Source organism: Stenotrophomonas sp. CASM114, assembly GCF_049384325.1.
Classification (GTDB): Bacteria; Pseudomonadota; Gammaproteobacteria; order Xanthomonadales; family Xanthomonadaceae; genus Stenotrophomonas; species Stenotrophomonas muris.
Map to the genome: position 1 here is coordinate 304,066 of NZ_JBMRGJ010000002.1, position 24,538 is coordinate 328,603.

Genomic DNA, 24,538 nt, shown 5'->3' on the forward strand with positions numbered 1-24,538 from the left:
TGGAGGGCGATTGCCGGCCAGCGGCCGGCACTACCGATCGGTAGATCCACGCCACGCGTGGATGAAGCGGTGCCGACCAAGGTCGGCACCCACCGGGGCCGGGCGCGGCGATCAGAACTTCGCGTTCAACGAGATCCAGTAGCTGCGGCGCTGGTCCTTGGTCGCGTAGTCGTCCACGCAGTTGAACTCGCTCTGGCTGATCAGCAGGCACGACTGCGAAACGAAGTCCTTGTCGAACAGGTTGTTGACCCGTGCGTTCACCGTCAGCCATGGCGTGGCCTTCCAGCTGCCACCGAGATGGAAGATGGTGTAGTCCTCGTAGTAGCGGGTGTGGCTGGCGCCGTTGGCGTCCAGCAGCGTGTCGCGGTAGCGGTCGTAGCGGCCTTCGCCGATCAGCGACAGGCTGATCGCTTCGTTGACCTGCCAGTTGAGGCTTGCATTGGCCATGTGCCTGGCCGGCATCGTGCCGCTGATCGGCAGGCCCTTCTGCGCGCCGCTGGTCTGCTCGCTCCTGGTCCAGGTGTAGTTGCCGCGCAGCTGCAGGGTGTCGAGCAGGTCGACATGAGCGGCCAGTTCGGCACCGCGGGTCTCGGCCTTGTCGATGTTCACGCTCTGGGTGAACGTGCTGTAGCCCAGTGCCGCCCAGCCCGGGCCGATGTCCACGCAGTAGCCGCTGCCGGCGCGGGCCACTTCGCAGTTCGCAAAGGTGCCGCCGCTGGCGATCTTATCCTCGAACGTGTTGAAGAAGCCGGTGACGTTGAAGCCCCAGCGCTGGCCTTCGTAGTAAGCGGCCAGCTCGTAGTTGGTGCTGGTTTCCGGCTTGAGGTTCGGCGAACCGACCAGTGGCAGCACGCCCTGGCCACCGAAGCCGGTGATGCCCGGGAACAGCTGGTCCGGACGCGGGGTCTTGTAGCCGGTGCTGACGCCGCCCTTGAAGGTCCACGCATCGCTGGCATTCCACACCAGGTAGCCACGCGGACTGACATGGCTGCCGAATACGTTGTGGTCGTCGTAGCGCAGGCCGAAGGTGGCGGTGAGGGTGTCGGTCAGCGCCCAGTTGTCCTCGGCGAACAGCGCCCACATGCGGTGCGTCTGCTTGACGTTGCTGCGGTAGCCGGCGCCATCCATGCCGAACACACCGTCGACCATGTCAGTGTCGTTGTACTGGCCGCCCACGGTCAGCGTGTGCGCGCCGAAGTCCAGGTCGAGCATCGTGTCGAGCACGTAGCCTTCCAGTTCCATGGTGCGCAGCGGGCGCGGCAGGAACGCCTGCAGGCGCGCCATCTCGCTCGGGTTGAGGGCAGCCAGGGCGTTGCCGCGGCCGGCCGCACAGTTGTTGGCAGTACCGGTGCGGCGGCAGACGTCATTCCAAAGCGTCTGCAGGTTGGCGCGCTCTTCCAGGGTCAGCGGCAGCGAACGGCCCAGGTTGCTGCTCTTGCTGCGGGTCAGCGAGGTCTGCCAGGTACCGAAGCTGTAGCGGCCCTGATGGGTCAGCGACAACTGGTCGCGCTCGTAGCGCTGGTAGGCGGTGTAGCCCACGCGCGGCTGCACCACGCGACGGGTGATGGTACCGCTGCCGTTCGGGTTGGGAATGACGGCATTGCCGACGCGCCACAGGCTGGCCAGGCTGTCGAGGGTGCCGGTCTGGCCTTCGCTGTTGTCGAACTTCTGCCGCGACACGTCGTAGTCCAGCCACAGTTCGTGATCGTCGTTGATGCGGACGTCCAACCGCACGCCGCTGTTCCAGTTGGTGTTGGCCACCGACTTGCCACCACCGCCGAAGCCGATGCTGCGCTCCCACAGGGTGCCGTCGGGCAGGGACAACGCATCCCATTCCGGGTTGGAAGCCTTCGCGTCGTAGTAGCTGCCGCGTACTGCCAGGCTGAGGCGCTCCTTCAGCAAAGGGCCGCTGAGGTAGAGGTCGGTGGTGCGTGCATCGCCGAACTGGTCGTCCTGCTGCACGGTGAAGCCCTGGCTGACCGAACCGTGCCAGCTGTCCTGGTTTCGGCGGGTGATGATGTTGATGACACCGCCCATCGCGTCCGAACCGTACAGCGTGGACATCGGCCCGCGCACGACTTCGATGCGTTCGATCGCATCCAGCGGGGGCAGGTAGGCGAACTGGCCGCCACCGAAGTTGTTCGGATAGATCTGGCCGACATTGCTCTGGCGGCGGCCGTCGATCAGCACCAGGGTGTACTCGGACGGCAGGCCGCGCATCGACACGGTGGCGCGGCCGTTCTTGTCGGTCGCTTCCAGGCCGACGTCGATGCCTTCGACGTCGCGCAGCGCATCGACCAGGCTGGTGTACGGGCGCTTGCTCAGTTCCTCGCGGCTGACCACGCTGATGCTGGCCGGGGCATCGATCACCTTCTGCTCGAAGCCGGCGGCGGTGACCACCACCTTGTCCAGCGTCTGCGGCGCGCCTGCGGCGTCACCGTGGGCGAAGGCGGGGCTGGCGAAAGCCGCCAGCACGGCGCTGGTCAGCAGGGTACGGGACAGGGACGAACGGACACGATGGCGCTGGGCCATGGCAGTTACCTCGAAGGATGCAGGGTGGCGCGGTGCCGTGCGCGAAGGGCGCGGCAGGCACGGAAGGGCCGGTCAGGGGCGGCAGGGATTAAGCAGGCAGCGGCGTGCAGGCGCGACCGCGCAGGCGGTCACGTCGGGCCGTGGATCAGGCGAGCGGCGGCGCCTGGCCGCGTTGCTGACGGCGCCCGGGCGCATCGGCCCAGGGCGTGTCCGGAGCGGCCAGCGGCCAGTCCGGGCGCACGCCGGGCATGGCCGGCATGGCGGGTACGAGGTCGAGCTCAGTGCGCAGCCAGTGGCTGGCCAGCAGCAACGGCGGGCGTGCCTTCTCGGCCGACTTCACCGGAGCGGAGGCGCAGCGGCGCAGCTTGGCCGGCGCCTCTTCCTGCAGGGGCGCTTCGCCTCCGCGCTCCTCCAACGGCACCTGCACAGCCATGCCGGCGTGGGCCTGTGGCAGCAGCGGCAGGGTGCCCAGCAGCAACGCCAGCATCGCCACCCACGCCAGCAGGCTGGCCAGCGCGGGACGATGGCCGCGCATGGCGGTGCCCATCTTGCGATGGACGAGTGGGCGAGGGCGAAGCGGGCGCAGCAAGCGGGGGTCCCCAAGGGTCTGCCGGCAGCGGCCGGCATCAACGGGGCGTGATTGTAATGAGAGCTGTTAGCCGTTGCAAATGAGAATGATTGCCAAAATGTCGCAGGCCGGCCCGGCAAGGCTCAGACTTCGCTCCAGCGCCGCAACAGGTTGTGGTACACGCCGGTCAGCTGCAGGACCGCCTCGGCGTCGCCGCCGGTCTGCCGCAGGCGCTCGATCGCGCCATCCATTTCCCACAGCAGGCGGCGCTGCACATCGTCGCGGATCATGCTCTGCACCCAGAAGAACGAGGCCACGCGCGCGCCGCGGGTGACCGGCCGCACCTGGTGCAGGCTGCTGGACGGGTACACGATCAGGTCGCCGGCCGGCAGCTTCACTTCGTGCTCGCCGTAGGTATCGCTGATGATCAGCTCGCCGCCTTCGTATTCGTCCGGCGCCGACAGGAACAGGGTGCAGGAGATGTCCGAACGCAGCTGCTCGCCATTGGCCAGGTTCATCACCGCGCCATCGACGTGGTAGCCATAGGTGCCGCCACCGCTGTAGCGGTTGAAGCGTGGTGGCAGGTACTTCAGCGGCAGCGCGGCACTGAAGAACAGCGGGTGCCGGGCCAGCGCGACGAGGATGATCTCGCCCAGTTCGCGGCGCAGCGGCGAAGCCTCGGGCAGCTGCTGGTTGTGCTTGGCCTGTGCGCCCAGATGCCCCACGGTTTCGCGGCCATCGGTCCAGTCGGCGGCGTCGAGGCGGCGGCGGAAGTCGGCGACCTGGTCGGCGCTGAGAATGTCGGGGATGTGCAGCAGCATGCGGGACTCCTCAGAGGGACGGCGGTGCGACCAGGGCGCGCACCTGTGGATGCGGTGACGCGGCCAGCTCCGGCACGATGTGCGCCATGAATGCCGGGCTGCCGTGCGCCAGTGCGAGCCGCAGCCAGTGCACGGCCTGCTCGACCTGGCCGGCCTGCAGCAGGATCGAGGCGTAGTTGGCCTGGCCGCGGAAATCACCGGCCTCGGCCGCGCGCTGGTACCAGGCCAGCGCCGCCTGCGGATCGGGTGCGGTATCCAGCCCGTCTTCGAGGTGGCGGGCCAGCAGGTTCATCGATTTGGCGTGGCCCAGGTGCGCGGCACGGGTGTACAGGGCCAGTGCCTGCGCGCGGTCCTGCGCAATGCCGCGGCCGGTGGCCAGCAGGTTGGCCAGGTTGTACAGGCCCCAGTCCAGGCCGGTGTCGGCCGCGCGCCGGTACCACACCGCCGCCAGCGCCAGGTTGACCGCCGTGCCGTGGCCCAGCTCATGGCAGCGGCCGAGCATGTTCATCGCCATCGGCGCGCCGTTGTTGGCGGCGGTTTCGTACCAGAGCAGCGCCGCCGAGGCGTCCTGCGCGGTGCCTTTGCCTTCCATGTGCATCTGCGCGAGCAGCAGTTGTGCATCGACCTGCCCAGCCTGCGCAGCGTCGCGCACGCGTGCGAACGCGGCCTGCGGATCGTGCTGCAGCAGCTCGGCCAGGGCGTCGCTGTCGATGGGGGTACGGGTTGCCATGGGGTGAGTATCGCCGGAAACAAAAACGGCGGCAGGAGAGCCTGCCGCCGTGGGGGAGCGAAGCTACATCAGAACTTCACGTTCAGTGCCAGGGTGGTCGAGCGACCCGGGGCGATGCTCGCGTAGTGCGAGGCATAGGCCTTGGTGAAGTAGGTCTTGTCGGTCAGGTTCTGCACGTTGAGCTGCAGGCTGATGTTGTCCTGGATCGCGTAGCTGGCCATCGCGTCGAAGCGGGTGTAGCTGGCGATCCACTTGGTGTTGGCGACGTCACCGTACTGCTTGTCCGAGTAGAACGCACCGGCACCGACGGTCAGGCCGATGGGGAAGCGGTAGGTGGTCCACAGGTTGGCGCTGTGCTTGGCGGTGTTCGGGAATACGTTGCCGTTGTACGGCGAGGGCACGTAGACGTTGGACGGGCAGGTGCGGCCGACCGGTGCACCACAGACGAAGCCGTTGTCCTTCAGTTCCGAGTCCAGGTAGGTGTAGCCGCCGTACAGGCTCCAGGCGTCGGTCAGCTGGCCGGTGAAGCCCAGCTCGAAGCCGTTGATTTCCTTCTTGCCGGCATTCTGGCTGGTGCCGTTGTCGACCGTCACGCGCGCGTTGTTCATCACCGTGTGGAAGATCGCCGCGGTGAGGTTCAGGCGCTGGTCGAACAGGTCCCACTTGGTGCCCAGCTCGAGGTTCTTCGTATCCTGCGGCTTGAGGTCGGCCACGGCGGCGCTCAGGCCGTCCGAACCATCACCACCGTCCATGCCCGGCGGAGTCGAGGAGGTGCCCCACGACAGGTAGATGCTGCCGTTGGCGGCCGGCTTGAACACCACGCCGGCCTGGTAGTTCAGGAAGTCGTTGCTGTTGCGCACGCGGGTCGGTGCCTTGCCGGCCACCGGGGTGGTCAGGGTGGTGCGGAAGTCGTCGTAGCGCAGGCCGAGGTTGATCATCCACTGCTCATTGAGCTCGATGGTGTCGAACACGTAGGCCGAGGTGGTCCTGGTGCGCTGCTCTACGTCCAGTGCCTTGTCGCTGCGGTACACCGAATGGGTGGCCGCCCACGGATCGCGCGGGTTCGGATTGGCGAAATCGGTGCAGTTGTAGCCGGTGGCCGCGCCGGTGGTCGGGCACTTGCTGTTGCCGGTGAGCGGGTTGCTGGTGCCCGGGGTCATCAGATAGCTGCCGCGGGTCATCTTCTCGTCGCTGTATTCCACGCCCGCGCTGTAGCTGTGCTTGAGCGCACCGGTCTGGAAGGCACCGGTCAGGCCCAGCTGGTCGGCGAAGCTCTTGACGTCGACGGCACGGCTGTTGGTCCGGCGCCACAGGGTGCCGTAGTTGTTCGGGTTGCCCTGGCTGTCGTCCGGCTGGGTCCACAGGTAGTCGTTGCTGGTGTTGCCCAGGCGCGCGATGTTGCGCAGCTTGTGGCCGCCGAAGTCGTAGCTGGCATCCAGGGTGCTGATGTCGGCGCGGGTACGCTGGAAGTCACGGTCGACCAGACCGTAGTAGTTGTTGCGGTCCGGCACCATCGGGCGGCCGTCGACCCACTTCGAGGCCGGCGCACCGTTCGGGTTGCCATACGGGAAGCCACCCGCGTCCGGCAGGTCATCGCTCTGCATGTGGTAGTGGCTGGCGATCAGCTGGGCCGGGCCGTTCAGGCCGAACGCGATCGACGGCGCGATGCCCCAGCGGCTGACATTGGCGGCGTCACGGCCGGCGATGTCCGATTCGTGCTTCATCAGGTTCAGGCGCGCGGCGATGCCATCGCCCAGCACGTAGTTGGCGTCCACGGTGCCGCGCGCGTAGCTGTCGGTGCCGATGCCCATGCTGGCGCTGGTCTCGTTCTTCAGCTTCGGCGTCTTGCTCACAAGGTTCAGGCTGCCACCGCCGGAATCACGGCCGCCGTAGGCCGAGCTCGGGCCCTTGACTACTTCCACCTGCTCCAGGTCGAAGATCTCGCGGGTCTGCGAGCCGACGTCGCGCAGACCATCGACGAAGACGTTGCTCTGCGAATCGAAGCCACGGATGAAGGGACGGTCGCCGGTCGGGTTGCCGCCTTCGCCGGCACCGAAGGTGATGCCCGGCACCATGCGCAGCGCATCCTGCAGGTTGGTCGCACCGGTTTCGGCGATCAGCTTCTCCGACACGATCGACACCGACTTCGGGGTGTCCAGCAGCTCGGCGGTGAACTTAGGCGAGGACGGGTTGAACCAGCTGCCGCGCACCTGCACCTTGTCCAGCTCGGTGGCGTTGCGGGAACCGGCGTCGGCGCCGTCGGCAGCCTGCGCAGCCAGCGGAGCAAAGCCCGCGGCCAGGGTGGCGGTGGCGAGCAGGGAAACGCGCGGGGCGTGCTTGCGGGACGTGATGTGGGTCATGACTGTGGGTAGTGGCTTGGATCGGGAAAGGGCGAGCGCGAGCCGGCGCAGATGGGCATGCGGCGACAGGCGGGAAGTGGGTGCTGTAGAGCCGAGCCAGGCTCGGCTGGCGGGAAACGCAATCAGGCGCACGGCAACGGCCGCAGGGCGCCTCAGCTGGCGTGCGGTGCGGGCGGTGCGTGGCCGGGGTTCAACCGCAGCGCGGGATCATGCAACTGCCAGCGCAGGGCATCGGAGCGCCACAGCGGGATACGCGCGACCAGAGCGGCGCGTGCAGGGACCAGACCGGTGCAGGGCGAGGTGCCCTCGCCATCGAACGGAGGCTCCGGTGCTGGTGCGGCGTGCTGCGGGCATTCGTCGGCTGGCGGTTGCGGCAGCGGCATCGCCTGCAGCAGATCTTCAGCGTGTGCCTGCCAGCCGTGCGCAGCCGGATCGCCGCCACGCCCTTCGTGCAAGGCCGACCAGCCCAGCAGCAACGTCAGCAGCACGGCCACGAGCAGTGGCCACCCTTGGCGGGCGAGCTGGCACAGCGTGGCAGTGGGCGCGGGCGAGGCCATGGCGCAGGGGCGATGTCGTTACGAAGATGTTACGTAGAATAACATCAACGATAATGATTCGCATATGCGCAATCGGGTTGCCGATCTGGATGGCCTGGAAGGGCCTTGGAGGGCCCCTCAGTGCACTCCAGTAGATTCCACCTCACGGGTGGATGCTCTCCGCCAGGCGCCCTCTGGGGGGGCTCTCCGGGCCGAGCGCCGCCTCAATCCCGGTCGTCGCGGGTCCAGACCGCGTCGTGCTCGCGCTTCACCGGGAACTTGGGCACAGGGCTGTAGGCCGGGGCGCACAGGGCGCGGCCATCGCGCACGTCGAAGCGCGCGCCGTGCAGCACGCACTCCACGCTGCCTTCGGTCGTGTTGAACTCGCCCGAGGACAGTTCGAACTCTTCATGCGTGCACTGGTCTTCCAGTGCGTACAGCTCGCCGTCGAGGTTGAATACCACGATCGGCGTGCCGGTCACTTCGTCGAACACGCTCTTCATTTCACCCGGCAGCAGCTCGTTGCCGGCACAGACAAAGGTCCAGGCCTCACTCACGCGGCGGCTCCGTTCAGCGGCTTTTCCAGGATCTCGAAGCGCAGGTCGTCGCGCTTGGGGATGCCGAAGCGTTCGTCGCCATACGGGAACGGCTTCTTGATGCCGGTACGGCTGTAGCCGCGGCGCTCGTAGAAGGCGATCAGCTCGTCGCGCACGTCAATGACGGTCATCTGCATCACCGGTACGTTCCATTCGCGCGCGGCGTGTGCTTCGGCGGCATCCATCAGCTGCTTGCCGACGCCGCCGCCCTGCTGGGCCGGATCGACCGAGAACATGCCGAAGTAGCCCTTGCCGTCGACGTCGGCAACGTGGGCGCAGGCCACAAGAACGCCTTCGCGCTCGGCCAGCAGGATGGCCGATCGCGGGCGGTCGAGGTCGGCCTGGATGCCTTCGGCGTCGATGCGGGCGCCATCCAGCAGGTCGGCTTCGGTGGTCCAGCCCACGCGGCTGGCGTCGCCACGGTAGGCCGAGGTGACGAGGGCGATCAGGGCGGGGATGTCGGCCGGCGTGGCGGCGCGGAAGGTCAGGGTGCTCATGGCCCCATTCTAGGTGGGGCGTGGGCGGGCGCAAATGGGGGAGGAGGGGGCAGATCCCTTTCGCAACGCGAAAGGGATCTGCCCCCGGTATCTACTGACTCAACGGCAGGCGATGGACCGACTGGCACGGGCCCGGAATCGGCAGATGCTCGGGTTCAGATCCCTTTGTGCAGCAAAGGGCTCTGACCCCCTGTTACCAGGAGCAGCCCATGCCGAGGCCACGACGGGTCGATGCGCCCGGATACCCGCAACATGTCGTCCAGCGCGGCAACAATCGCCAGCCCGTGTTCTTCACGGATGACGACCGCGTGGCCTACCTGCGTCTGCTGTGTCATCACGCAGACCAGCAGCACTGCCGGGTCCACGCTTATGTGCTGATGGACAATCACGTCCATCTTCTGGCAACGCCTGATCTCTGCGGCGGGCTGTCGCGGATGATGCAGGCCGTGAACCGGACCTACGTACGTCGGGTGAATGATCGGCAGGGCCGCACCGGCACGTTATGGGAAGGGCGCTTCCACTCCACGGTGGTGGATACGGATCGCTATCTGCTGGCCTGCCAGCGCTACATCGAGCTCAACCCGGTTCGGGCGGGGAAGGTGGCGCATCCCGGTGACTATCGCTGGTCGAGCTATCGTGCCAATGCGCGTGGCAGGCCCAATGCGCTGCTCGAGCCGCATTCGGCATTTGAGCTGATGGGTTCTGATGCGGATGAACGGTGCAGGCGCTATGTGGAGTTCATCGAGGCGGGTATTCAGGCGGGGGATCTGCTGGCGATCCGGCGGGCATTGCAGTCGCAACGGCGGCTGTCGGGAATGCTGGTGGGGTCAGATCCCTTTCGCGTGGCGAAAGGGATCTGACCCCGGTGTGCTGCGGGCGGTATGCCGCGTTCATCTGGTCGCGATCCGGCGGGCATTGCGGTCGCAGCGGCGGCTGTCGGGAATACTGGTGGGGTCAGATCCCTTTCGCGTCGCGAAAGGGATCTGACCCCGGTGTGCCGGCTCAGCCCAGAAGCTTGCGTACCTTGGTCAGCGCGGTCATGAAGCGCTCGATCTCGGCGTGCGTGTTGTAGAACGCCAGCGAGGCACGGCAGGTGGCGGCGACGCCGAAGTACTGCAGCAGCGGGTGTGCGCAGTGCTGCCCCGAGCGCACGGCCACCCCTTCCAGGTCGAGCAGGGTGGCCAGATCGTGCGCATGCGCGCCATCGATCAGGAACGAGACCACGGCGGCCTTCTCCGGCGCTTCGCCGATGATGCGCAGGCCGTCGACGCGGCGCAGCTCCTCGGTGAAGTGCGCCAGCAGTTCGGCTTCGCGGGCTTCCACGTTCTCCTGGCCGAGCTGCTGCAGGTAGTCGGCGGCCACGCCCAGGCCGATGAAACCGGCGATGTTCGGGGTGCCGGCTTCGAACTTGTGCGGGGCATCGTTGAACACGGTGCCGTCGAAGCTGACTTCCTTGATCATCTCGCCGCCGCCGAGGAACGGCGGCATCGCGTCCAGGTGCTCGCGGCGCGCCCACAGCGCACCAGTGCCGGTCGGACCGCACATCTTGTGGCCGGTGATGGCGTAGAAGTCGCAGCCGATCGCGGCGACGTCGACCTTGCGGTGCGGCACCGCCTGCGAGCCATCGACCACGGTGATGATGCCGCGCTTGCGCGCTTCACGGCAGATCTCGCGCACCGGATTGACCGTGCCCAGCACGTTGGAGACATGGGTGACCGCCAGCAGCTTGACCTCCGGGGTCATCGCCGCGCGCAGCGCATCCAGGTCCAGCGCGCCATCGGGCGTGATCTCGGCCACGCGGATGGTGGCGCCGGTACGTTGCGCGACCAGCTGCCACGGCACGATGTTGGCATGGTGTTCCATGCGCGTGATCAGGATCACGTCGCCGGCCTTCAATCGCGGTAGCGCCCACGAGTAGGCCACCAGGTTGATGGCGAAGGTGGTGCCGCTGCACAGCACCAGGTCGCTGGCGCGCACGTTGAGGAAGCGTGCCAGCTTGTTGCGTGCGCCTTCGTAGGCGTCGGTCGCTTCGCTGCCCAGTGCATGCACCGCGCGGCTGACGTTGGCGTTGTAGCGGCGGTAGAACTCATCCACCGCGCCGATCACCTGTACCGGCTTCTGGCCGGTGTTGGCGTTGTCGAAATAGACCAGCGGCTTGCCGTGCACTTCACGCATCAGCAGCGGGAAGTCGAGGCGGACGCGATCCCAGTCCGGGGCGCCGGTGCGTTCTTCGATCGGGCGTGGCGTGGACAGGTTCATGCCACACCCGCCTCGGCCAGGGCCTTGTCCAGGCGGCGTGCCAGCTGCTCGCGCAACGCCTCCGGCAGGATCTTCAGCGGTTCATGGCAGAACGCAGCGCTCAGCAGTGCCTGCGCCTGGACCTGGGGCAGGCCACGCGAGCGCAGGTAGAACAGCGCATTGGCATCGAGCTGGCCGACGGTCGCGCCGTGCGCGGCCTTCACTTCATCGGCGTCGATCACCAGCGTCGGCTGGGTATCGATCTCGGCATCGGCCGACAGCAGCAGGTTCTTGTTGGACAGGTTCGCGTCGGTGCCGTCGGCGCCTTCGCGGATCTGGATGCCGCCATGGAACACCACGCGGCTGCGGTTGGCGGCAACGCCGCGCCACAGCAGCTCGCAGGCGGTATCGCGCGCGATGTGGTCGATGCCCAGGCGGGTCTCGACGTGGCGGCGGCCATTGCCGAGCAGCACGCCGTTGGCGGTCAGCCGGGCGTTGTCGCCTTCCAGGCGCACGTTCAGTTCGTGGCGGCTGAGCGCGGCGCCCAGTTCCAGGTCCACGCGGTGGTACTGCGCGTCGCGGGCCAGCACCGCGTCGGTACGCAGGAAGCTGGTCTGGCGGACGCTGCCGGCCTGCACGCGGGCGTGCTTGAGTACGCCGTCGCGGGCGACGTGGGCATGCAGCACGGTGTTGTCCAGGTGGGCGGAGTCACCCACGCTGAAGCGGTGCTCGACCACGCCGAGGCTGGCGCCGGCGCGCAGTTCGATCAGGTGGCGATGGTGCCAGGCCAGGTCGGCTTCGCCGGCGACGCTGGCGAATACCAGCTGCAGCGGCGTTTCGACCTGCACGCCTTCATCCACGCGCAGCACCACGCCTTCATCGGCCAGCGCGGCGTTGAGCCGGGCGAAGATCTCTTCGCTGCGCTCGTAGCGACGGCCAAGGAAACGCACGGCGTCTTCGCCAGCGGCCAGTGCGGCCGACAGCGGCTGCAGCTGTACGCCGGACGGCAGGGCCTGCACATCGCTCAGCGCGGCATCCAGGCGGCCGTTGACGAACACCAGGCGCGGCGCCGGGATGTCGTCCAGCAGCGCGGCGTCCAGCGCCGGGCCCTGCAGCGGCGCTGCAGCGAACGCACGCCGTTCCAGCTGGCGCAGCGAGGTGTACTTCCAGGCTTCGTTGCGGGCGGCGGGCAGGCCGTCGCGCAGGGCCGCATCCAGCACTTCGCGGCGCGCATCGCTGCCACAGAAGGCCTGGGCCATGGAGTCAAGCAGGGCGCTCATCAGACCGCCGCCTCGGGCACGACCCGGTCCTTCAGGAAATCGTAGCCGTGCGCTTCCAGCTCCAGCGCCAGCTCGGGGCCGCCGCTCTTGACGATGCGACCATCGGCCAGCACGTGCACCACGTCCGGCTTGATGTAGTCCAGCAGGCGCTGGTAGTGGGTGATGACCAGGAACGAACGGTCGGCGCCGCGCAGTGCGTTGACGCCGTCGGCCACGCTCTTCAGCGCGTCGATGTCCAGGCCCGAGTCGGTCTCGTCCAGGATCGCCAGCTTCGGTTCCAGCACGGCCAGCTGGAAGATCTCGTTGCGCTTCTTCTCGCCGCCGGAGAAGCCTTCGTTGACGCCACGGTGCAGCAGTTCGTCCTTCAGGTGCAGCACGGCCAGCTTCTGCCGCACCAGCTTGAGGAACTGCATGGAATCGAGTTCTTCTTCGCCGCGCGCCTTGCGCTGGGCGTTCAGTGCCGCGCGCAGGAAGTAGGTGTTGTTCACGCCCGGGATTTCCACCGGGTACTGAAACGCCAGGAACAGGCCCGCGGCGGCACGTGCTTCCGGGTCCTGCTCCAGCAGGTCGACGCCGTCGAACTGCACGCTGCCTTCGGTCACTTCGTAGCCGTCGCGGCCGGCCAGGACGTTACCCAGGGTGGACTTGCCGGCGCCGTTCGGGCCCATGATGGCGTGCACCTGGCCGGGCTTCACATCCAGCGACAGGCCCTTGAGGATTTCCTTGTCGCCGATGCGGGCGTGGAGATTTTCGATCTTCAGCATTGGAATGGTCGTCTTGTCGAATGGGGGATGGCAGGCAGCGCGACTTACAGGTCGTCTTCGCTGCGCTCCAGGAATTCGCTGCGCAGGTAGGCGGTGCGCGTATCGGTCAGGCTGGACTTGGCGTGCAGATACAGCATCGGGTACATCGAGCCGTACAGGACGCGCGGATTCTCGTCCTTGCCGACCGGGTAGCGCGCCTCCAGATCGGCATCACGCAGCTGCACCCACAGGCGCTGCGCGTCCTTCAGCCGGGCCAGTGCCACCGGCTGCCCGGCAAGCTTGGCCAGCACCTGCCGGTAGACCACGTTGAGCTCGGCGTCGGACTTGCGGAAATCGCGGTCGGCGCAGGCGTTGAGCTCCATCTGCGTGCCTTCCGGATTGCAGCCGTCGGCGTCGGCGCTGGCCGCCCATGCCGGCGCGGCGGTGCCGAGCAGCAGGGCCAAGGCGAACAGGGCCTTCATCCGACCGAACCTTCCAGCGAGACTTCCAGCAGCTTCTTGGCTTCCACCGCGAACTCCATCGGCAGTTCGCGGAACACCTGCTTGCAGAAGCCGTCGACGATCATCGACACCGCGTCTTCCTGGCTGATGCCACGGGCGCGGCAGTAGAACAGCTGGTCATCGGAGATCTTGGAAGTGGTCGCCTCGTGCTCGACGGTGGCGCCCGGGTTCTTCACCTCGATGTAGGGGAAGGTGTGCGCGCCGCACTGCTTGCCGATCAGCAGCGAGTCGCACTGGGTGTAGTTGCGCGCGCCCTCGGCGTTGCGGTCCACCCGCACCAGGCCGCGGTAGGTGTTCTGGCCACGGCCGGCGCTGATGCCCTTGCTGACGATCTTGCTCTTGGTGCGCTTGCCGACATGGATCATCTTGGTGCCGGTGTCGGCCTGCTGGCGGTGATGGGTCAGCGCGACCGAGTGGAACTCACCGACCGAATCGTCGCCCAGCAGCACGCAGGACGGGTACTTCCAGGTGATCGCCGAGCCGGTCTCGACCTGGGTCCAGGTGACCTTGCTGCGCGCGCCACGGCATTCGGCACGCTTGGTCACGAAGTTGTAGATGCCACCGACGCCGTTCTCGTCGCCCGGGTACCAGTTCTGCACCGTGGAGTACTTGATCTCCGCATCTTCCAGCGCGACCAGCTCGACCACCGCGGCGTGCAGCTGGTTCTCATCGCGCATCGGCGCGGTGCAGCCTTCCAGGTAGGAGACGTAGGCCTTGTCCTCGCACACGATCAGGGTGCGCTCGAACTGGCCGGTGTGGCCGGCGTTGATGCGGAAATAGGTGCTCAGTTCCATCGGGCAGCGCACGCCCTTGGGAATGAACACGAAGCTGCCGTCGGAGAACACCGCCGAGTTGAGCGCGGCGAAGTAGTTGTCACCGACCGGCACCACGGTGCCCAGGTACTGGCGCACCAGCGCCGGGTGTTCCTTGATGGCCTCGGACATCGAACAGAAGATCACGCCCTTCTCGGCCAGTTCCTTGCGGAAGGTGGTGCCCACGGATACCGAGTCGAACACCGCATCCACCGCCACGCCGGCCAGCTTGGCGCGCTCGTGCAGCGGCACGCCCAGCTTGTCGTAGGTGTCGAGCAGTTCCTTCGGCACATCATCCAGCGAGGCGTACTTCGGGCCCTTCGGCGCGGAGTAGTAGCTGAGCGCCTGCAGGTCGATCGGCGCGATCTCCAGCTTGGCCCAGTCCGGCATCGGCAGGGTCAGGAAGTGGCGGTAGGCATCCAGGCGCCACTGCGTCATCCACTCCGGCTCGTCCTTCTTGGCCGACAGGGCACGGATGGCGTCCTCGTCCAGGCCCGGCGGCAGGGAGTCCGACTCGATCTCGGTGATGAAGCCGGCCGAATACTTGCGGCCGAGCTGCTCGTGGATCTCGCGGTTGGGGGTGTCGTCGTGGGCGACGTTTTCGATGGTTTCGGTGGCCATGGGGGGCTGCCTACGGATCAGGAGACGACGTCGACAGCGATGGTGCGGCGCTGTTCGTCATCGGCAAGGGGGAGAGGGGGCAGGATCTGCGCGAGGGTGACATCGCGCAGGGCCTCGGAGACCACGTCGTTGATCAGCCGCCAGCTGCTGCGCGCGCCGCACTTGGGCGCCATGCCGCACTGGTGGTGGTCGTGGCTGCATTCGGTCAGGGCCAGTGGCCCTTCCATCGCTTCGACCACTTCGAACAGCGAGATCTCGATGGCCGGGCGGGTCAGGCGGTAGCCGCCACGGACGCCACGCAGGCCTTCGACCAGGCCGGCCTGGGCCAGTGGCTTGAGCACCTTGCTGACGGTGGGCGGCTCCAGACCGGTGAATTCGGCCAGCTCGGTGGCACTGAGCACTTCGCCCGGACGGGCGGCGAGCACGGTCAGCACGACGGTGGCGTAATCGGTGAGTTTGGTGACGCGCAACATGGGGATGCGAGTGGTTCTTAAAGCGGACTGAAATTGTACGCTTTTATTCGCCACCATCCAACCCGGGCATTCAGCCGGCGCTTGGGCCAGGCCGGGAGGACACACCGCGGCCGTTGCCGGGGCGCAATGCTGCGCCAACGGGGTGATTTTCGCAATCACCCGGAATGGGCGAGAATCCCCATTCCATTCGCTGCAAACAGCCCTCGCCGATGCCGAAGAAGATCCAAGCCCGCAAGTCCGCCATCCATGGCAACGGCGTGTTCGCCGTGGCCCCGATCAAGCAGGGCGAGCGCGTGATCCAGTACAAGGGCCTGCTGCGCAGCCACGGCGACGTTGATGCCGATGACAGCGGCGACGTCGAAAGTGGCCATACCTTCCTGTTCACCCTCAACGATGACTGGGTGATCGACGCCAACTACAAGGGCAACGACGCGCGGTGGATAAACCACAGCTGCGACCCGAACTGCGAGGCGGTGATCGAGGAGGACGAGGACGGCGACAGCCGGGGCGACAAGGTGTTCATCGAGGCACTGCGTGATATCAAGGCCGGCGAGGAGCTGACCTACAACTACGGCATCACCCTGGCCGAGCGCCACACCGCCAAGCTGAAGAAGATCTGGGAGTGCCGTTGCGGCTCGCCCAAGTGCACCGGCACGATGCTGCAGCCCAAGCGCTGATCGGTACCGGGTAGTGCCGGCCGCCGGCCGGCAAGGCGCAATCCAGGTGCCGGCCAGCGGCCGGCACCACCCGGCGGCTCTCCACCTGCCGTGCACGACAGGGTCACCGCCGCGCAAGGGCCGTTCTTCCATTCTGTGGGCTCCCCCAACCGGAGTGCCTCCATGGCAGAGCGATTGAAGGGCAAGCAGATTGCCATCCTTGCCACCCACGGCTTCGAACAGTCTGAACTGATCGAACCCAAGCGTTTGCTGGAAGCGGAAGGGGCGCGCGTCAGCGTGGTCTCGCCCGCAAAGGAAGCGACGATCAAGGGCTGGAAGGAGAAGAACTGGGGCGACGCCGTCGCGGTGGATATCCCGTTGGATGAGGCGGATCCTGCACGCTTCGATGCGGTGGTTCTGCCCGGCGGGGTCATCAATCCGGACACACTGCGCACCGATGATGCCGTACTGGCCTTCATCCGTTCAGTGGATGAAGCCGGCAAGCCCGTGGCGGCGATCTGCCATGGCCCGTGGCTGCTGATCAACAGCGGCCTGGCCGATGGCCGCGAGCTGACCTCCTGGCCTTCCCTGCAGCAGGATCTGGCGAACGCGGGTGCGACATGGCGCGATGCCGAGGTGGTGGTCGACGGCAACGTCATCACCAGCCGCAAGCCGGATGACATTCCGGCTTTCAGCGAGGCGGTGGTAAAAGCGCTTGCCGCCTGATGCGCTACCGGTAGTGCCGGCCGCTGGCCGGCAGATGCAGTGACGTGCTGCCGGCCAGCGGCCGGCACCACCTCATTTGCCCAGCAGGCCTGCCGGTACCAGGTTGCCCAGGTTCTGGTTGAAAGTGACCACCAGCTTGCCGTTCTTCACCTGTGCCGACTGCACCTGCAGGGCGCCGAGCACCCCGGCCACGGCCGGGTCCAGCTTGTAGATCGGTTCGCGCTGGGCGTAGTCGCTCAGCCACGCATTGAGCAGGCCACGGGTGCGCGAGTCGAGGCGGCCGCCCTGGTTGGCCGGGGTGAAGTCATCCACGCTCGGCTGCTGCAGGTGAAAGCCCTGGGTCTGCGCGTCGTAGCGCAGGCCGCTGCTGAGCTTCACCGTGCCCAGTCGGGCCGGGTTGCCGCCGGCGGTGGCCAGCGCGACGTCCATGCCCAGGTTCAACCGTTCGCCGGCCGGAAGGCTCAGCTGCGGGTGGCTCATGGTCAGGGCGATCAGGCCGCCGAGGGCGTCCTGGGTGCGCGGGAAGCTGCCATCGAGGTACTGCTGCACGTCGCTGGCGCCCACCGACAGTTCGCGGCCGGAAATGGAGGGAGCCGCCTGTGCACCGATCGCAGCGGCGATCAGCACGGTGGAGGCCGCGAGGCGGGTCATCAAGGAACGCAGGCGCATGTCGGTGACCGGTGGGAAGCAGATGGATGGATCAAAGAGTAGCCGCGCAGGCTGAATCGCGCGTGCATGCCGCTGCAACGGTTCAGTCCAGCGTTGGACGCAGCTGTGCCGACTGGATCTGCCAGGCGCTGCCGTCACTGCTGGGCTGCACGCGGTACCAGCCGCCGAAGCGGAACGTGCCATTGGCGGTGACCGCACGGATCTGCACAGGGACTTCAAGCAGCCGCGGTGGCTGCCGGTCATCTCGGGCGATCGGGGTATCGCTGTGCAGGCGCAGCGTGCGCAGGTCCTGCAGCTGCCGCAGCGCGGCGTCGTCTGCATGCCGCGGGTCGCCGGGTGGGATCGTCCAGGCAGCATCGCTGGCGGCGCGGTCGCGGTTGAGCAGTGCGGCGACGTAGCGGTTGAGCATCGTCGACGGCGGCTCTGCGCCGTCGTCGACGGCGGACAGCAGCGTCATATCGCTCGCCTGCAATGCTGCGGGAACGGGACCGGGACCGGTGTCCGCTGCTGCGGCGACGGGAGCGGACGCTGCCGTGATGTGATCATTCGTCTGTGCCGCCGGGCGTGAACAACCCAGCAGCACCAGTGGTGCGATCAGGAACAGGATCCTGCGCATGCCCGCCTCCTCCCCGAGGCAACCTGGAGGGCGGCAGTGTATCGGTTGCGCCGCTATCAGCGGGAGGAGGGCAGCTGCTCCAGCGCGTCCAGCGCCGGCAGGACCTGGCCGGCGATGGCGGCCAGTGCGTGGCCGTCGGTCTCGGCGTGGCGCTGTACGATGTCGCGCAGCAGCTGGGTGGCGATCACCAGGGTCGCGCGCTCGTCGCCACTGATGCCGGCGGTACGCGGGGCCGCTTCCAGCAGGCGCATCAGGTCGCGGCCGGCGCGGTGTTCCAGTTCGATGGTGCAGCGCCCGGTGCACTGCAGCCCGTCCTTTTCGATCGGGGTTACCGAGATCCGGTAGCGGGTGGAGGGGCTGGCCATGAGGGTGTGCTCGCCGTGGCTGTGGAGGATGTGCCCACCATAGGCAAGGCCACGGCTGGCGGCGACGGCCGGCGCTGCACGCAGTGTTCCACCCGGTACGTTCCGCGCCCTTTGCGGAGCACCGGCAGCCAATGCTGGCGGGCCTGTACGGGGATTGCCGGGGCCGCGGCAACGCTGTGTTGCGGGGTGTGGTGCGGACAAAAAAAAACGGGACGGCCAGAGCCGTCCCGTCGGAATCCGCGTTGGGGCGCGCGCTTACAGCGCGGCGTCCTTCAGCTTCTTCAGCGGACGCACCTTCAGCTTGGTGGTGGCCGGCTTGGCAGCGAACCACTGCTCTTCCTTGGTGAACGGGTTGATGCCCTTGCGCTTCGGCTTGGCCGGCACATTGACGGTGGTGATCTTCAGCAGGCCCGGCAGGGTGAACGAGCCAGCGCCCTTCTTGTGCACCGAGGAGGCGACGGCGCTTTCCAGCGAGGCCAGCACAGCGCGGACGTCCTTGGCGATGACGCCGGAGGCTTCAGCGATGTGTGCAACCAGGCCGGACTTGGTCAGCACTTCCTTGATCGGCTTCGGAGCGGCCGGCTTGGCGGCTGCCTTCGTCGCGACTTTCTTCACTGCCTTCTTCGGGGCAGCCTTCTTAGCGGTCTTTGCCATGGTTTCCTGTTCCGTGAACGGTTGGTTGTGTGGTCGGCGCCGAACCCCGTCGGCAAGCGCAATGTAGGGCAACTCTCGGGCGCCGCCAATAGCCCGAAGCGCGGAAAGTGCATGTTTTTTCATATCCAGGCCGATTCAGTACATGGCCGGCGGTGGGGGACGGGGGCGCTGCAGCGTGCGCGATGGCTGCTGCCTGCCCGTTGCTGGAATGTGCGAAACCACTGAAAACAAGGGAAAAGTCCACGTCGGTCTGGCGAAGAAGTGACCAGCTGTCCGATGTCCGGCGGACGTGCGGCATGCGGCGGAGCGACGCAGGGCTAACGCGTCCCGTGCGAGAGTGGCCGTTCATCACCGCCACGCAGGAGCAGCACATGGGAATCTCGCGACACGCCACCGCGCACTGGGAAGGCGATCTGAAGTCGGGCAAGGGACAGCTGAGCACGCCGCAGAGCGGGCTGCTGGACAAGACCCGCTACGGTTTCAACAGCCGCTTCGGCGACGAGAAGGGCACCAATCCGGAGGAGCTGATCGCCGCCGCGCACGCCGGCTGTTTCACCATGGCGCTGTCGGCCAAGCTTGGTGAGGCCGGCTTCACCCCGACCTCGCTGGACACCGAGGCCAACGTAGATCTGTCCCTGGAGGGCGGGCCGCAGCTGTCGCAGATCCGGCTGAAGGTGAAGGCGATGGTGCCGGGTATCGACGCCGCACAGTTCCGTGCCATTGCCGATGACGCCAAGCAGAACTGCCCGGTGTCCAAGGCGCTGAGCGCGGTGCCGATCAGCCTGGAAGCCGAACTGGGCTGAGCCACGGTAGTGCCGGCCGCGGGCCGGCAACCGCATGATGCCGGGGTCCATGTAGCAGCCGGCCAGCGTTATGGTGGCCTTCCTGGCCGCCACCCTCCGGGCCGTCGCGTCCGACGTTGGCAGCGGCTCCTGCCGCTGCCTTCGGCTCTACCACCCGCCAGCGCGATCACCAATCAAGGGTGCCGGTAATCACCGTCTGCACCTGCCCGCCCGACCAGACCTCGCCGTCTTCATCGACGCGCAGGGTCAGGCGCGCGTCGTGGCCGACTTCGCGGCCCTGGCTGACTTCGAACGATTCACGGCCCCGCGGCAGCGCATCGCGCAGGTCCAGCCATGCGGCCAGCACCGCATTGGCAGCACCGGAGGCGGCGTCCTCGAAGCGGCGGCCATTGCCGACAAAGGCGCGCACCGCCAGATCGAAGCCTTCGCCGCCATCGCTGAAGGCGTAGGCAAACACGCCCATGCTGTCGGTGGATTCGGCCAGAGCCGCGACCGCGTCCCAGTCCGGGCGCAGTGCGCGCAGTGCCGCTTCATCGGCCACCTGCACCACCCACCAGCTGCGCCCGCCCTGCATGCGCGCCGGCGGCAGCGAGCCCAGCGGCCAATCCTTCAGCGCCGCCTGCAGGCGCGGGTCGGTGGCCTCGGCGATCTCCGCCAGCTGCGCGCGCGGGGTGCGGATGGCGATGCGCTGCTGCGCGCCCTCGCCGCTCACGCGCAGCGGCAGCGCACCGGCGATGCCGTCCTGCACGAGCACGCCGTCGACTGGCGCGGCCAGGCCCGCCTGCAGCACCGCATGCGCGGTGCCGACGCTGGGATGGCCGGCGAACGGGACCTCCTTCTGCGGGCTGAACATGCGCAGCCGGTAGCTGGCGCCTGCGACCTGCGGCGGGAACACGAAGGTGGTCTCGGGTAGGCGCGTCCAGCGCGCAATGGCCTGCATGCTGGCATCGTCCAGGCCTTCGGCATCAAGCACCACGGCCAGCGGATTGCCGGCACCGGCGCGCGGGGAGAACACATCCAGCTGCAGGAAACGGCGGGTGGACATCAGGCAGGACTCCAGTAAACAGGCGGCATAGCGTAGCGCGGGGCACAAAAAAGGGGACGGAGGGAATTAAGTCGCTTGTGCCCCAAGTGCCATAAGCGACTTAATTCCCTCCGTCCCCTTTTTTCGTGCGCTACCAGCGAAGGTGGCCGTCGATGACCGGCTGCACCTGGCCGCCGATCCAGACCGTGCCCTGCGCGTCGACCTGCACCTGCACGTGGCCATCGCGGCCGACTTCGCGGCCCTGGCTGGCCACGTAGTGGCCCTCGCGGCCGGGCAGGGCGTTGCGCTGCCGCAGCCAGGCAGCGATCAGGGCATTGGCGCTGCCGGTGACCGGATCTTCCGGCACGCTGGCCGCATCGGCGGGGCAGAATGCGCGCACCACACGGGTGTGGTCGGTACCGGCTTCGTCGGCGAATACGGCCACGCCGGTGGCCTCGGTGGCAAGGCTCCAGTCACGCAGGGCGGCCATGTCCGGCGCCAGGCCGCGCACAGCGGCGGCATCGCGCAGCGGCAGCAGCCACCAGCGCGCGCCGTTGTCCCAGAGTTCGGGCACGTGCCCGTTGGCGGCGAGGGCCAGCAGTGTTTCGGGTGCCGCATCTGCGCCAGTCGCCAGTTGCCGCGCCGGTGGGCTGGCCAGCTGGATCTGGAGTGCTTCGGCCGGGCCGCTCACCCGCACGGGCAGCACCCCCGCCGCGCACTGCTGCAGCAGGGCGCCGTCGCGAGGCTGGGCCAGGCCGCAGCTCACCGCCGCCCAGGCCGCGCCGACGCTCGGGTGGCCGGCGAAGGCCAGCTCACGGGTCGGGGTGAAGATGCGGATGTGGTAGTCGGCGCCGGGCGCGCTGGGGCGCAGGAAGAACACCGTCTCGGACAGGTTCAGCCAGGCGGCCAGGGCCTGCATCTGCTCGCCGGAGAGCGCATCGGCGTCCAGGAGGGCACCCAGTGGATTCCCGGTTCCGGGGCGGGAGGCGAAGACATCGAGCTGCAGGTAACGGAGGAGGGCCATCTACGGGGATATTGCGCTTAGAATCAAAGGTTCCGCCCCCAAGGGCGGCTTCCCCACATTCTACATAGCCAATCCATGTCAGCTTCCCCCCTTGTCGATCGTTGGATCGTACTGAAGTTCGGCGGCACTTCGGTGTCGCGTCGTCACCGCTGGGACACGATCGGGAAGCTGGCGAAAAAACGCGCGGAAGAGACCGGCTCGCGCGTGCTGGTGGTGGTGTCGGCGCTGTCCGGGGTCACCAACGAACTGACCGCGATCGCCGATGGCGCGCCGGACAGCCGTGATCGCGTGGCCGCGCTGGTCGAACGCCATGAAGGCTTCCTGGCCGAACTGGGCCTGGGCCGCGAAGTACTGGCCGAGCGCCTGGCGGCACTGCAGGGCCTGCTCGACGACCCGCGTGCGGCCACCCGTCCGCTGCAGTGGCAGGCCGAAGTGCTGGGCCAGGGCGAACTGTTGTCGTCCACGCTGGGCGCGGCCTACCTGCGCGCCTCGGGCCTGGACATGGGCTGGATGGATGCCCGCCAGTGGCTGGACGCGATGCCGCCGCAGCCGAACCAGAGCGACTGGTCGCAGCGCCTGTCGGTGAACTGCCAGTGGCGTGCCGACGCGGAGTGGATGCAGCGCTTCCGCGCGCAGCCGACCCGCCTGCTGATCACCCAGGGTTTCATCTCGCGGCATGCCGATGGCGGTACCGCCATCCTCGGCCGTGGTGGCTCGGATACCTCGGCGGCGTACTTCGGCGCGCTGCTCGGCGCCAGCCGCGTGGAAATCTGGACCGATGTGCCGGGCATGTTCAGTGCCAACCCGAAGGATGTGCCGGACGCGCGCCTGCTGACCCGCCTGGACTACTACGAGGCGCAGGAAATCGCCACCACTGGTGCCAAGGTGCTGCATCCGCGCTCGATCAAGCCGTGCCGCGATGCAGGCGTGCCGATGGCCATCCTCGATACCGAGCGTCCGGAACTACCGGGCACCAGCATTGACGGCAGTGCTGCACCGGTACCAGGCGTCAAGGCGATCAGCCGCCGCAACGGCATCGTGCTGGTGTCGATGGAAGGCATCGGCATGTGGCAGCAGGTCGGCTTCCTGGCCGATGTGTTCAACCTGTTCAAGAAGCATGGCCTGTCGGTGGACCTGATCGGTTCGGCCGAGACCAACGTCACCGTGTCGCTGGACCCGTCCGAGAACCTGGTCAACACCGATGTGCTGGCCGCGCTGTCGGCCGACCTGTCGCAGATCTGCAAGGTGAAGGTGATCGTGCCGTGCGCGGCGATCACCCTGGTCGGCCGTGGCATGCGTTCTCTGCTGCACAAGCTGTCGGACGTGTGGGCCACCTTCGGCCGCGAGCGCGTGCACATGATTTCGCAGTCGTCCAACGACCTGAACCTGACCTTCGTCATCGACGAGGCCGATGCCGATGGCCTGCTGCCGATCCTGCATGCCGAGCTGATCGACAGCGGTGCGATGCCGGTGGAAGAAACCGAAGTGTTCGGCCCGCGCTGGCGCGAGATTGCCGGCACCGTGCGCCCGCGCGGCACGCCGTGGTGGCGCGGCCAGCGTGCGCACCTGCTGCAGCTGGCCGATGCCGGTACGCCGCGCTATGTCTACCACCTGCCGACGGTACGCGCCCGCGCCCGCGCGCTGGCCGCGATCAAGCCGATCGACCAGCGTTACTACGCGATCAAGGCCAACAGCCATCCGGCCATCCTGCAGTTGCTGGAAGCCGAGGGCTTCGGGCTGGAGTGCGTCTCGTACGGCGAGCTGAAGCATGTGTTCCAGCACCTGCCGGAGCTGTCGCCGCGGCGCGTGCTGTTCACTCCCAGCTTCTGCCCGCGCAGCGAGTACGAGGCGGCGTTCGCCCTTGGCGTGACCGTCACCGTCGACAACGTCGAAGCGCTGCAGCGCTGGCCGGACCTGTTCCGCAACCGCGAGCTGTGGCTGCGCGTCGACCTGGGGCGTGGCGAAGGCCACCATGCCAAGGTCCGCACCGGCGGCAAGGAGTCCAAGTTCGGCCTGCCGATCGCCCGCGTGGACGAGTTCGTGCGCGCGGCCACCGAGCTGGGCAGCCGCGTGGTCGGCCTGCATGCGCACCTGGGCAGTGGCGTGGAAACCGCGCAGCACTGGCGCCTGATGTGCGATGAGCTGGCCGGCTTCGCCCGCCGCATCGGCAGCGTGCACACCATCGACATCGGTGGCGGCCTGCCGATTCCGTACAGCGACGAAGACGAGCCGTTCGACCTGGACGCCTGGGCCGAGGGCCTGGCCGAGGTCAAGGCGCTGCACCCGGCATTCCGCCTGGCGATCGAGCCGGGCCGCTACCTGGTGGCCGAATCGGGCGTGCTGCTGACCCATGCCACCCAGGTGGTGGAAAAGGACGGCGTGCGCCGCGTGGGCCTGGATGCCGGCATGAACACGCTGATGCGCCCGGCGCTGTACGACGCCTGGCACGACATCGAGAACCTCAGCCGCCAGGGTGGTTATGCCGAAGCGGCGTTCGATGTGGTCGGCCCGATCTGCGAATCCAGCGATGTGTTCGGCAAGCGCCGCAAGCTGCCGGTGTCAACTGCGCCGGACGACGTGATGCTGATCGCCGACGCCGGCGCGTACGGCTATGTGATGGCCAACACCTACAACCAGCGGATGCTGCCGCGCGAAGACGTGATCGAATGACCA

The 24,538-nt window shown here is 67.6% G+C and carries 25 protein-coding genes; 5 read left to right on the plus strand and 20 right to left on the minus strand.

Features of this window, described 5'->3' with window-relative positions:
* Nucleotides 1-111: 111 nt before the first annotated feature.
* The 8 genes from VG566_RS04020 to VG566_RS04055 all read right to left on the minus strand — a co-directional run bounded on the left by VG566_RS04020 (nucleotide 112) and on the right by VG566_RS04055 (nucleotide 8,640).
* Nucleotides 112-2,532: a TonB-dependent receptor domain-containing protein gene (locus VG566_RS04020; RefSeq protein ID WP_241884090.1), complete on the minus strand. Its 2,421-nt coding sequence runs from the start codon at nucleotides 2,530-2,532 to the stop codon at nucleotides 112-114.
* A gap of 145 nt (nucleotides 2,533-2,677) precedes the next feature.
* Entirely contained in the window at nucleotides 2,678-3,079 is a 402-nt protein-coding gene (locus tag VG566_RS04025) for a hypothetical protein (RefSeq protein WP_241884091.1), read from the minus strand.
* Nucleotides 3,080-3,243: 164 nt separating this feature from the next.
* Nucleotides 3,244-3,921 carry a Fe2+-dependent dioxygenase gene (locus VG566_RS04030; protein ID WP_014646261.1) on the minus strand — a complete coding sequence of 226 codons (678 nt, stop codon included), beginning with the start codon at nucleotides 3,919-3,921 and terminating at the stop codon, nucleotides 3,244-3,246.
* A gap of 10 nt (nucleotides 3,922-3,931) precedes the next feature.
* Nucleotides 3,932-4,651, minus strand: a complete 720-nt coding sequence (locus VG566_RS04035; RefSeq protein ID WP_014646262.1) for a tetratricopeptide repeat protein — start codon at nucleotides 4,649-4,651, stop codon at nucleotides 3,932-3,934.
* A gap of 68 nt (nucleotides 4,652-4,719) precedes the next feature.
* Nucleotides 4,720-7,011, minus strand: coding sequence for a TonB-dependent receptor domain-containing protein (locus VG566_RS04040; RefSeq protein WP_241884092.1), 2,292 nt, complete (start codon nucleotides 7,009-7,011; stop codon nucleotides 4,720-4,722).
* A gap of 152 nt (nucleotides 7,012-7,163) precedes the next feature.
* A complete protein-coding gene (locus VG566_RS04045) occupies nucleotides 7,164-7,568 on the minus strand; it encodes a hypothetical protein (RefSeq protein ID WP_005408427.1) in 405 nt (134 codons plus the stop codon).
* 203 nt (nucleotides 7,569-7,771) lie between these two features.
* The gene (locus tag VG566_RS04050; protein WP_005412525.1) at nucleotides 7,772-8,104 is read right to left on the minus strand and encodes a non-heme iron oxygenase ferredoxin subunit; all 333 of its coding nucleotides are present in this window, start codon (nucleotides 8,102-8,104) and stop codon (nucleotides 7,772-7,774) included.
* Nucleotides 8,101-8,640: a GNAT family N-acetyltransferase gene (locus tag VG566_RS04055; RefSeq protein ID WP_032957356.1), complete on the minus strand. Its 540-nt coding sequence runs from the start codon at nucleotides 8,638-8,640 to the stop codon at nucleotides 8,101-8,103. The genes VG566_RS04050 and VG566_RS04055 overlap by 4 nt, the downstream gene beginning before the upstream one ends.
* 209 nt (nucleotides 8,641-8,849) lie before the next feature.
* Between VG566_RS04055 and VG566_RS04060 the strand changes: the two genes are divergently transcribed.
* Nucleotides 8,850-9,500, plus strand: a complete 651-nt coding sequence (locus VG566_RS04060) for a transposase (protein ID WP_241884093.1) — start codon at nucleotides 8,850-8,852, stop codon at nucleotides 9,498-9,500.
* A 142-nt stretch (nucleotides 9,501-9,642) separates the two neighbouring features.
* On the opposite strand, the gene VG566_RS04065 is transcribed toward VG566_RS04060, so the two are convergent.
* The 6 genes from VG566_RS04065 to VG566_RS04090 are packed head-to-tail and all read right to left on the minus strand — an operon-like array spanning nucleotide 9,643 to nucleotide 15,328.
* Nucleotides 9,643-10,899 carry a cysteine desulfurase gene (locus VG566_RS04065; protein WP_032957821.1) on the minus strand — a complete coding sequence of 419 codons (1,257 nt, stop codon included), beginning with the start codon at nucleotides 10,897-10,899 and terminating at the stop codon, nucleotides 9,643-9,645.
* Nucleotides 10,896-12,158, minus strand: coding sequence for a Fe-S cluster assembly protein SufD (gene sufD / locus VG566_RS04070; protein WP_241884094.1), 1,263 nt, complete (start codon nucleotides 12,156-12,158; stop codon nucleotides 10,896-10,898). The genes VG566_RS04065 and sufD overlap by 4 nt, the downstream gene beginning before the upstream one ends.
* Nucleotides 12,158-12,922: a Fe-S cluster assembly ATPase SufC gene (gene sufC, locus VG566_RS04075; RefSeq protein WP_032957818.1), complete on the minus strand. Its 765-nt coding sequence runs from the start codon at nucleotides 12,920-12,922 to the stop codon at nucleotides 12,158-12,160. Before sufC ends, sufD begins: the two co-directional genes overlap by 1 nt.
* 44 nt (nucleotides 12,923-12,966) lie before the next feature.
* Entirely contained in the window at nucleotides 12,967-13,383 is a 417-nt protein-coding gene (locus tag VG566_RS04080; protein ID WP_032957816.1) for a lysozyme inhibitor LprI family protein, read from the minus strand.
* Nucleotides 13,380-14,855 carry a Fe-S cluster assembly protein SufB gene (gene sufB / locus VG566_RS04085; protein ID WP_241884095.1) on the minus strand — a complete coding sequence of 492 codons (1,476 nt, stop codon included), beginning with the start codon at nucleotides 14,853-14,855 and terminating at the stop codon, nucleotides 13,380-13,382. Before sufB ends, VG566_RS04080 begins: the two co-directional genes overlap by 4 nt.
* Before the next feature lie 17 nt (nucleotides 14,856-14,872).
* Nucleotides 14,873-15,328, minus strand: coding sequence for an SUF system Fe-S cluster assembly regulator (locus VG566_RS04090; RefSeq protein WP_005408436.1), 456 nt, complete (start codon nucleotides 15,326-15,328; stop codon nucleotides 14,873-14,875).
* A gap of 209 nt (nucleotides 15,329-15,537) precedes the next feature.
* Here VG566_RS04090 and VG566_RS04095 point away from each other — a divergent pair, with 209 nt between their 5' ends.
* Together VG566_RS04095 and VG566_RS04100 are read left to right on the plus strand one after the other, a co-directional pair.
* Nucleotides 15,538-16,005 (plus strand): SET domain-containing protein, encoded by a 468-nt coding sequence (locus VG566_RS04095; RefSeq protein WP_012479369.1) that lies wholly within the window; start codon nucleotides 15,538-15,540, stop codon nucleotides 16,003-16,005.
* A 162-nt stretch (nucleotides 16,006-16,167) separates the two neighbouring features.
* Nucleotides 16,168-16,710, plus strand: a complete 543-nt coding sequence (locus VG566_RS04100) for a type 1 glutamine amidotransferase domain-containing protein (RefSeq protein ID WP_032957815.1) — start codon at nucleotides 16,168-16,170, stop codon at nucleotides 16,708-16,710.
* Between the two features lie 72 nt (nucleotides 16,711-16,782).
* Here VG566_RS04100 and VG566_RS04105 read toward each other — a convergent pair whose 3' ends face one another.
* The 4 genes from VG566_RS04105 to VG566_RS04120 all read right to left on the minus strand — a co-directional run bounded on the left by VG566_RS04105 (nucleotide 16,783) and on the right by VG566_RS04120 (nucleotide 19,014).
* On the minus strand, nucleotides 16,783-17,379 hold the full coding sequence (locus VG566_RS04105; RefSeq protein WP_014646273.1) for a DUF1439 domain-containing protein: 597 nt from the start codon (nucleotides 17,377-17,379) through the stop codon (nucleotides 16,783-16,785).
* Between the two features lie 82 nt (nucleotides 17,380-17,461).
* Nucleotides 17,462-17,995, minus strand: a complete 534-nt coding sequence (locus VG566_RS04110; RefSeq protein WP_049405946.1) for a hypothetical protein — start codon at nucleotides 17,993-17,995, stop codon at nucleotides 17,462-17,464.
* Between the two features lie 56 nt (nucleotides 17,996-18,051).
* On the minus strand, nucleotides 18,052-18,360 hold the full coding sequence (locus VG566_RS04115; RefSeq protein ID WP_014646275.1) for a DUF3861 family protein: 309 nt from the start codon (nucleotides 18,358-18,360) through the stop codon (nucleotides 18,052-18,054).
* A gap of 255 nt (nucleotides 18,361-18,615) precedes the next feature.
* Nucleotides 18,616-19,014: an HU family DNA-binding protein gene (locus VG566_RS04120; RefSeq protein ID WP_010483539.1), complete on the minus strand. Its 399-nt coding sequence runs from the start codon at nucleotides 19,012-19,014 to the stop codon at nucleotides 18,616-18,618.
* 371 nt (nucleotides 19,015-19,385) lie between these two features.
* Between VG566_RS04120 and VG566_RS04125 the strand changes: the two genes are divergently transcribed.
* Nucleotides 19,386-19,817, plus strand: a complete 432-nt coding sequence (locus tag VG566_RS04125; RefSeq protein ID WP_241884096.1) for an OsmC family protein — start codon at nucleotides 19,386-19,388, stop codon at nucleotides 19,815-19,817.
* A 166-nt stretch (nucleotides 19,818-19,983) separates the two neighbouring features.
* Here the strand turns inward: VG566_RS04125 and VG566_RS04130 are convergent, their stop codons facing one another.
* Nucleotides 19,984-20,862 (minus strand): PhzF family phenazine biosynthesis protein, encoded by an 879-nt coding sequence (locus VG566_RS04130; protein ID WP_032957811.1) that lies wholly within the window; start codon nucleotides 20,860-20,862, stop codon nucleotides 19,984-19,986.
* A 130-nt stretch (nucleotides 20,863-20,992) separates the two neighbouring features.
* Entirely contained in the window at nucleotides 20,993-21,865 is an 873-nt protein-coding gene (locus VG566_RS04135) for a PhzF family phenazine biosynthesis protein (protein ID WP_014646278.1), read from the minus strand.
* 75 nt (nucleotides 21,866-21,940) lie between these two features.
* Here VG566_RS04135 and VG566_RS04140 point away from each other — a divergent pair, with 75 nt between their 5' ends.
* Nucleotides 21,941-24,535 carry a bifunctional aspartate kinase/diaminopimelate decarboxylase gene (locus tag VG566_RS04140; protein WP_241884097.1) on the plus strand — a complete coding sequence of 865 codons (2,595 nt, stop codon included), beginning with the start codon at nucleotides 21,941-21,943 and terminating at the stop codon, nucleotides 24,533-24,535.
* The last annotated feature ends 3 nt before the right edge of the window (nucleotides 24,536-24,538 follow it).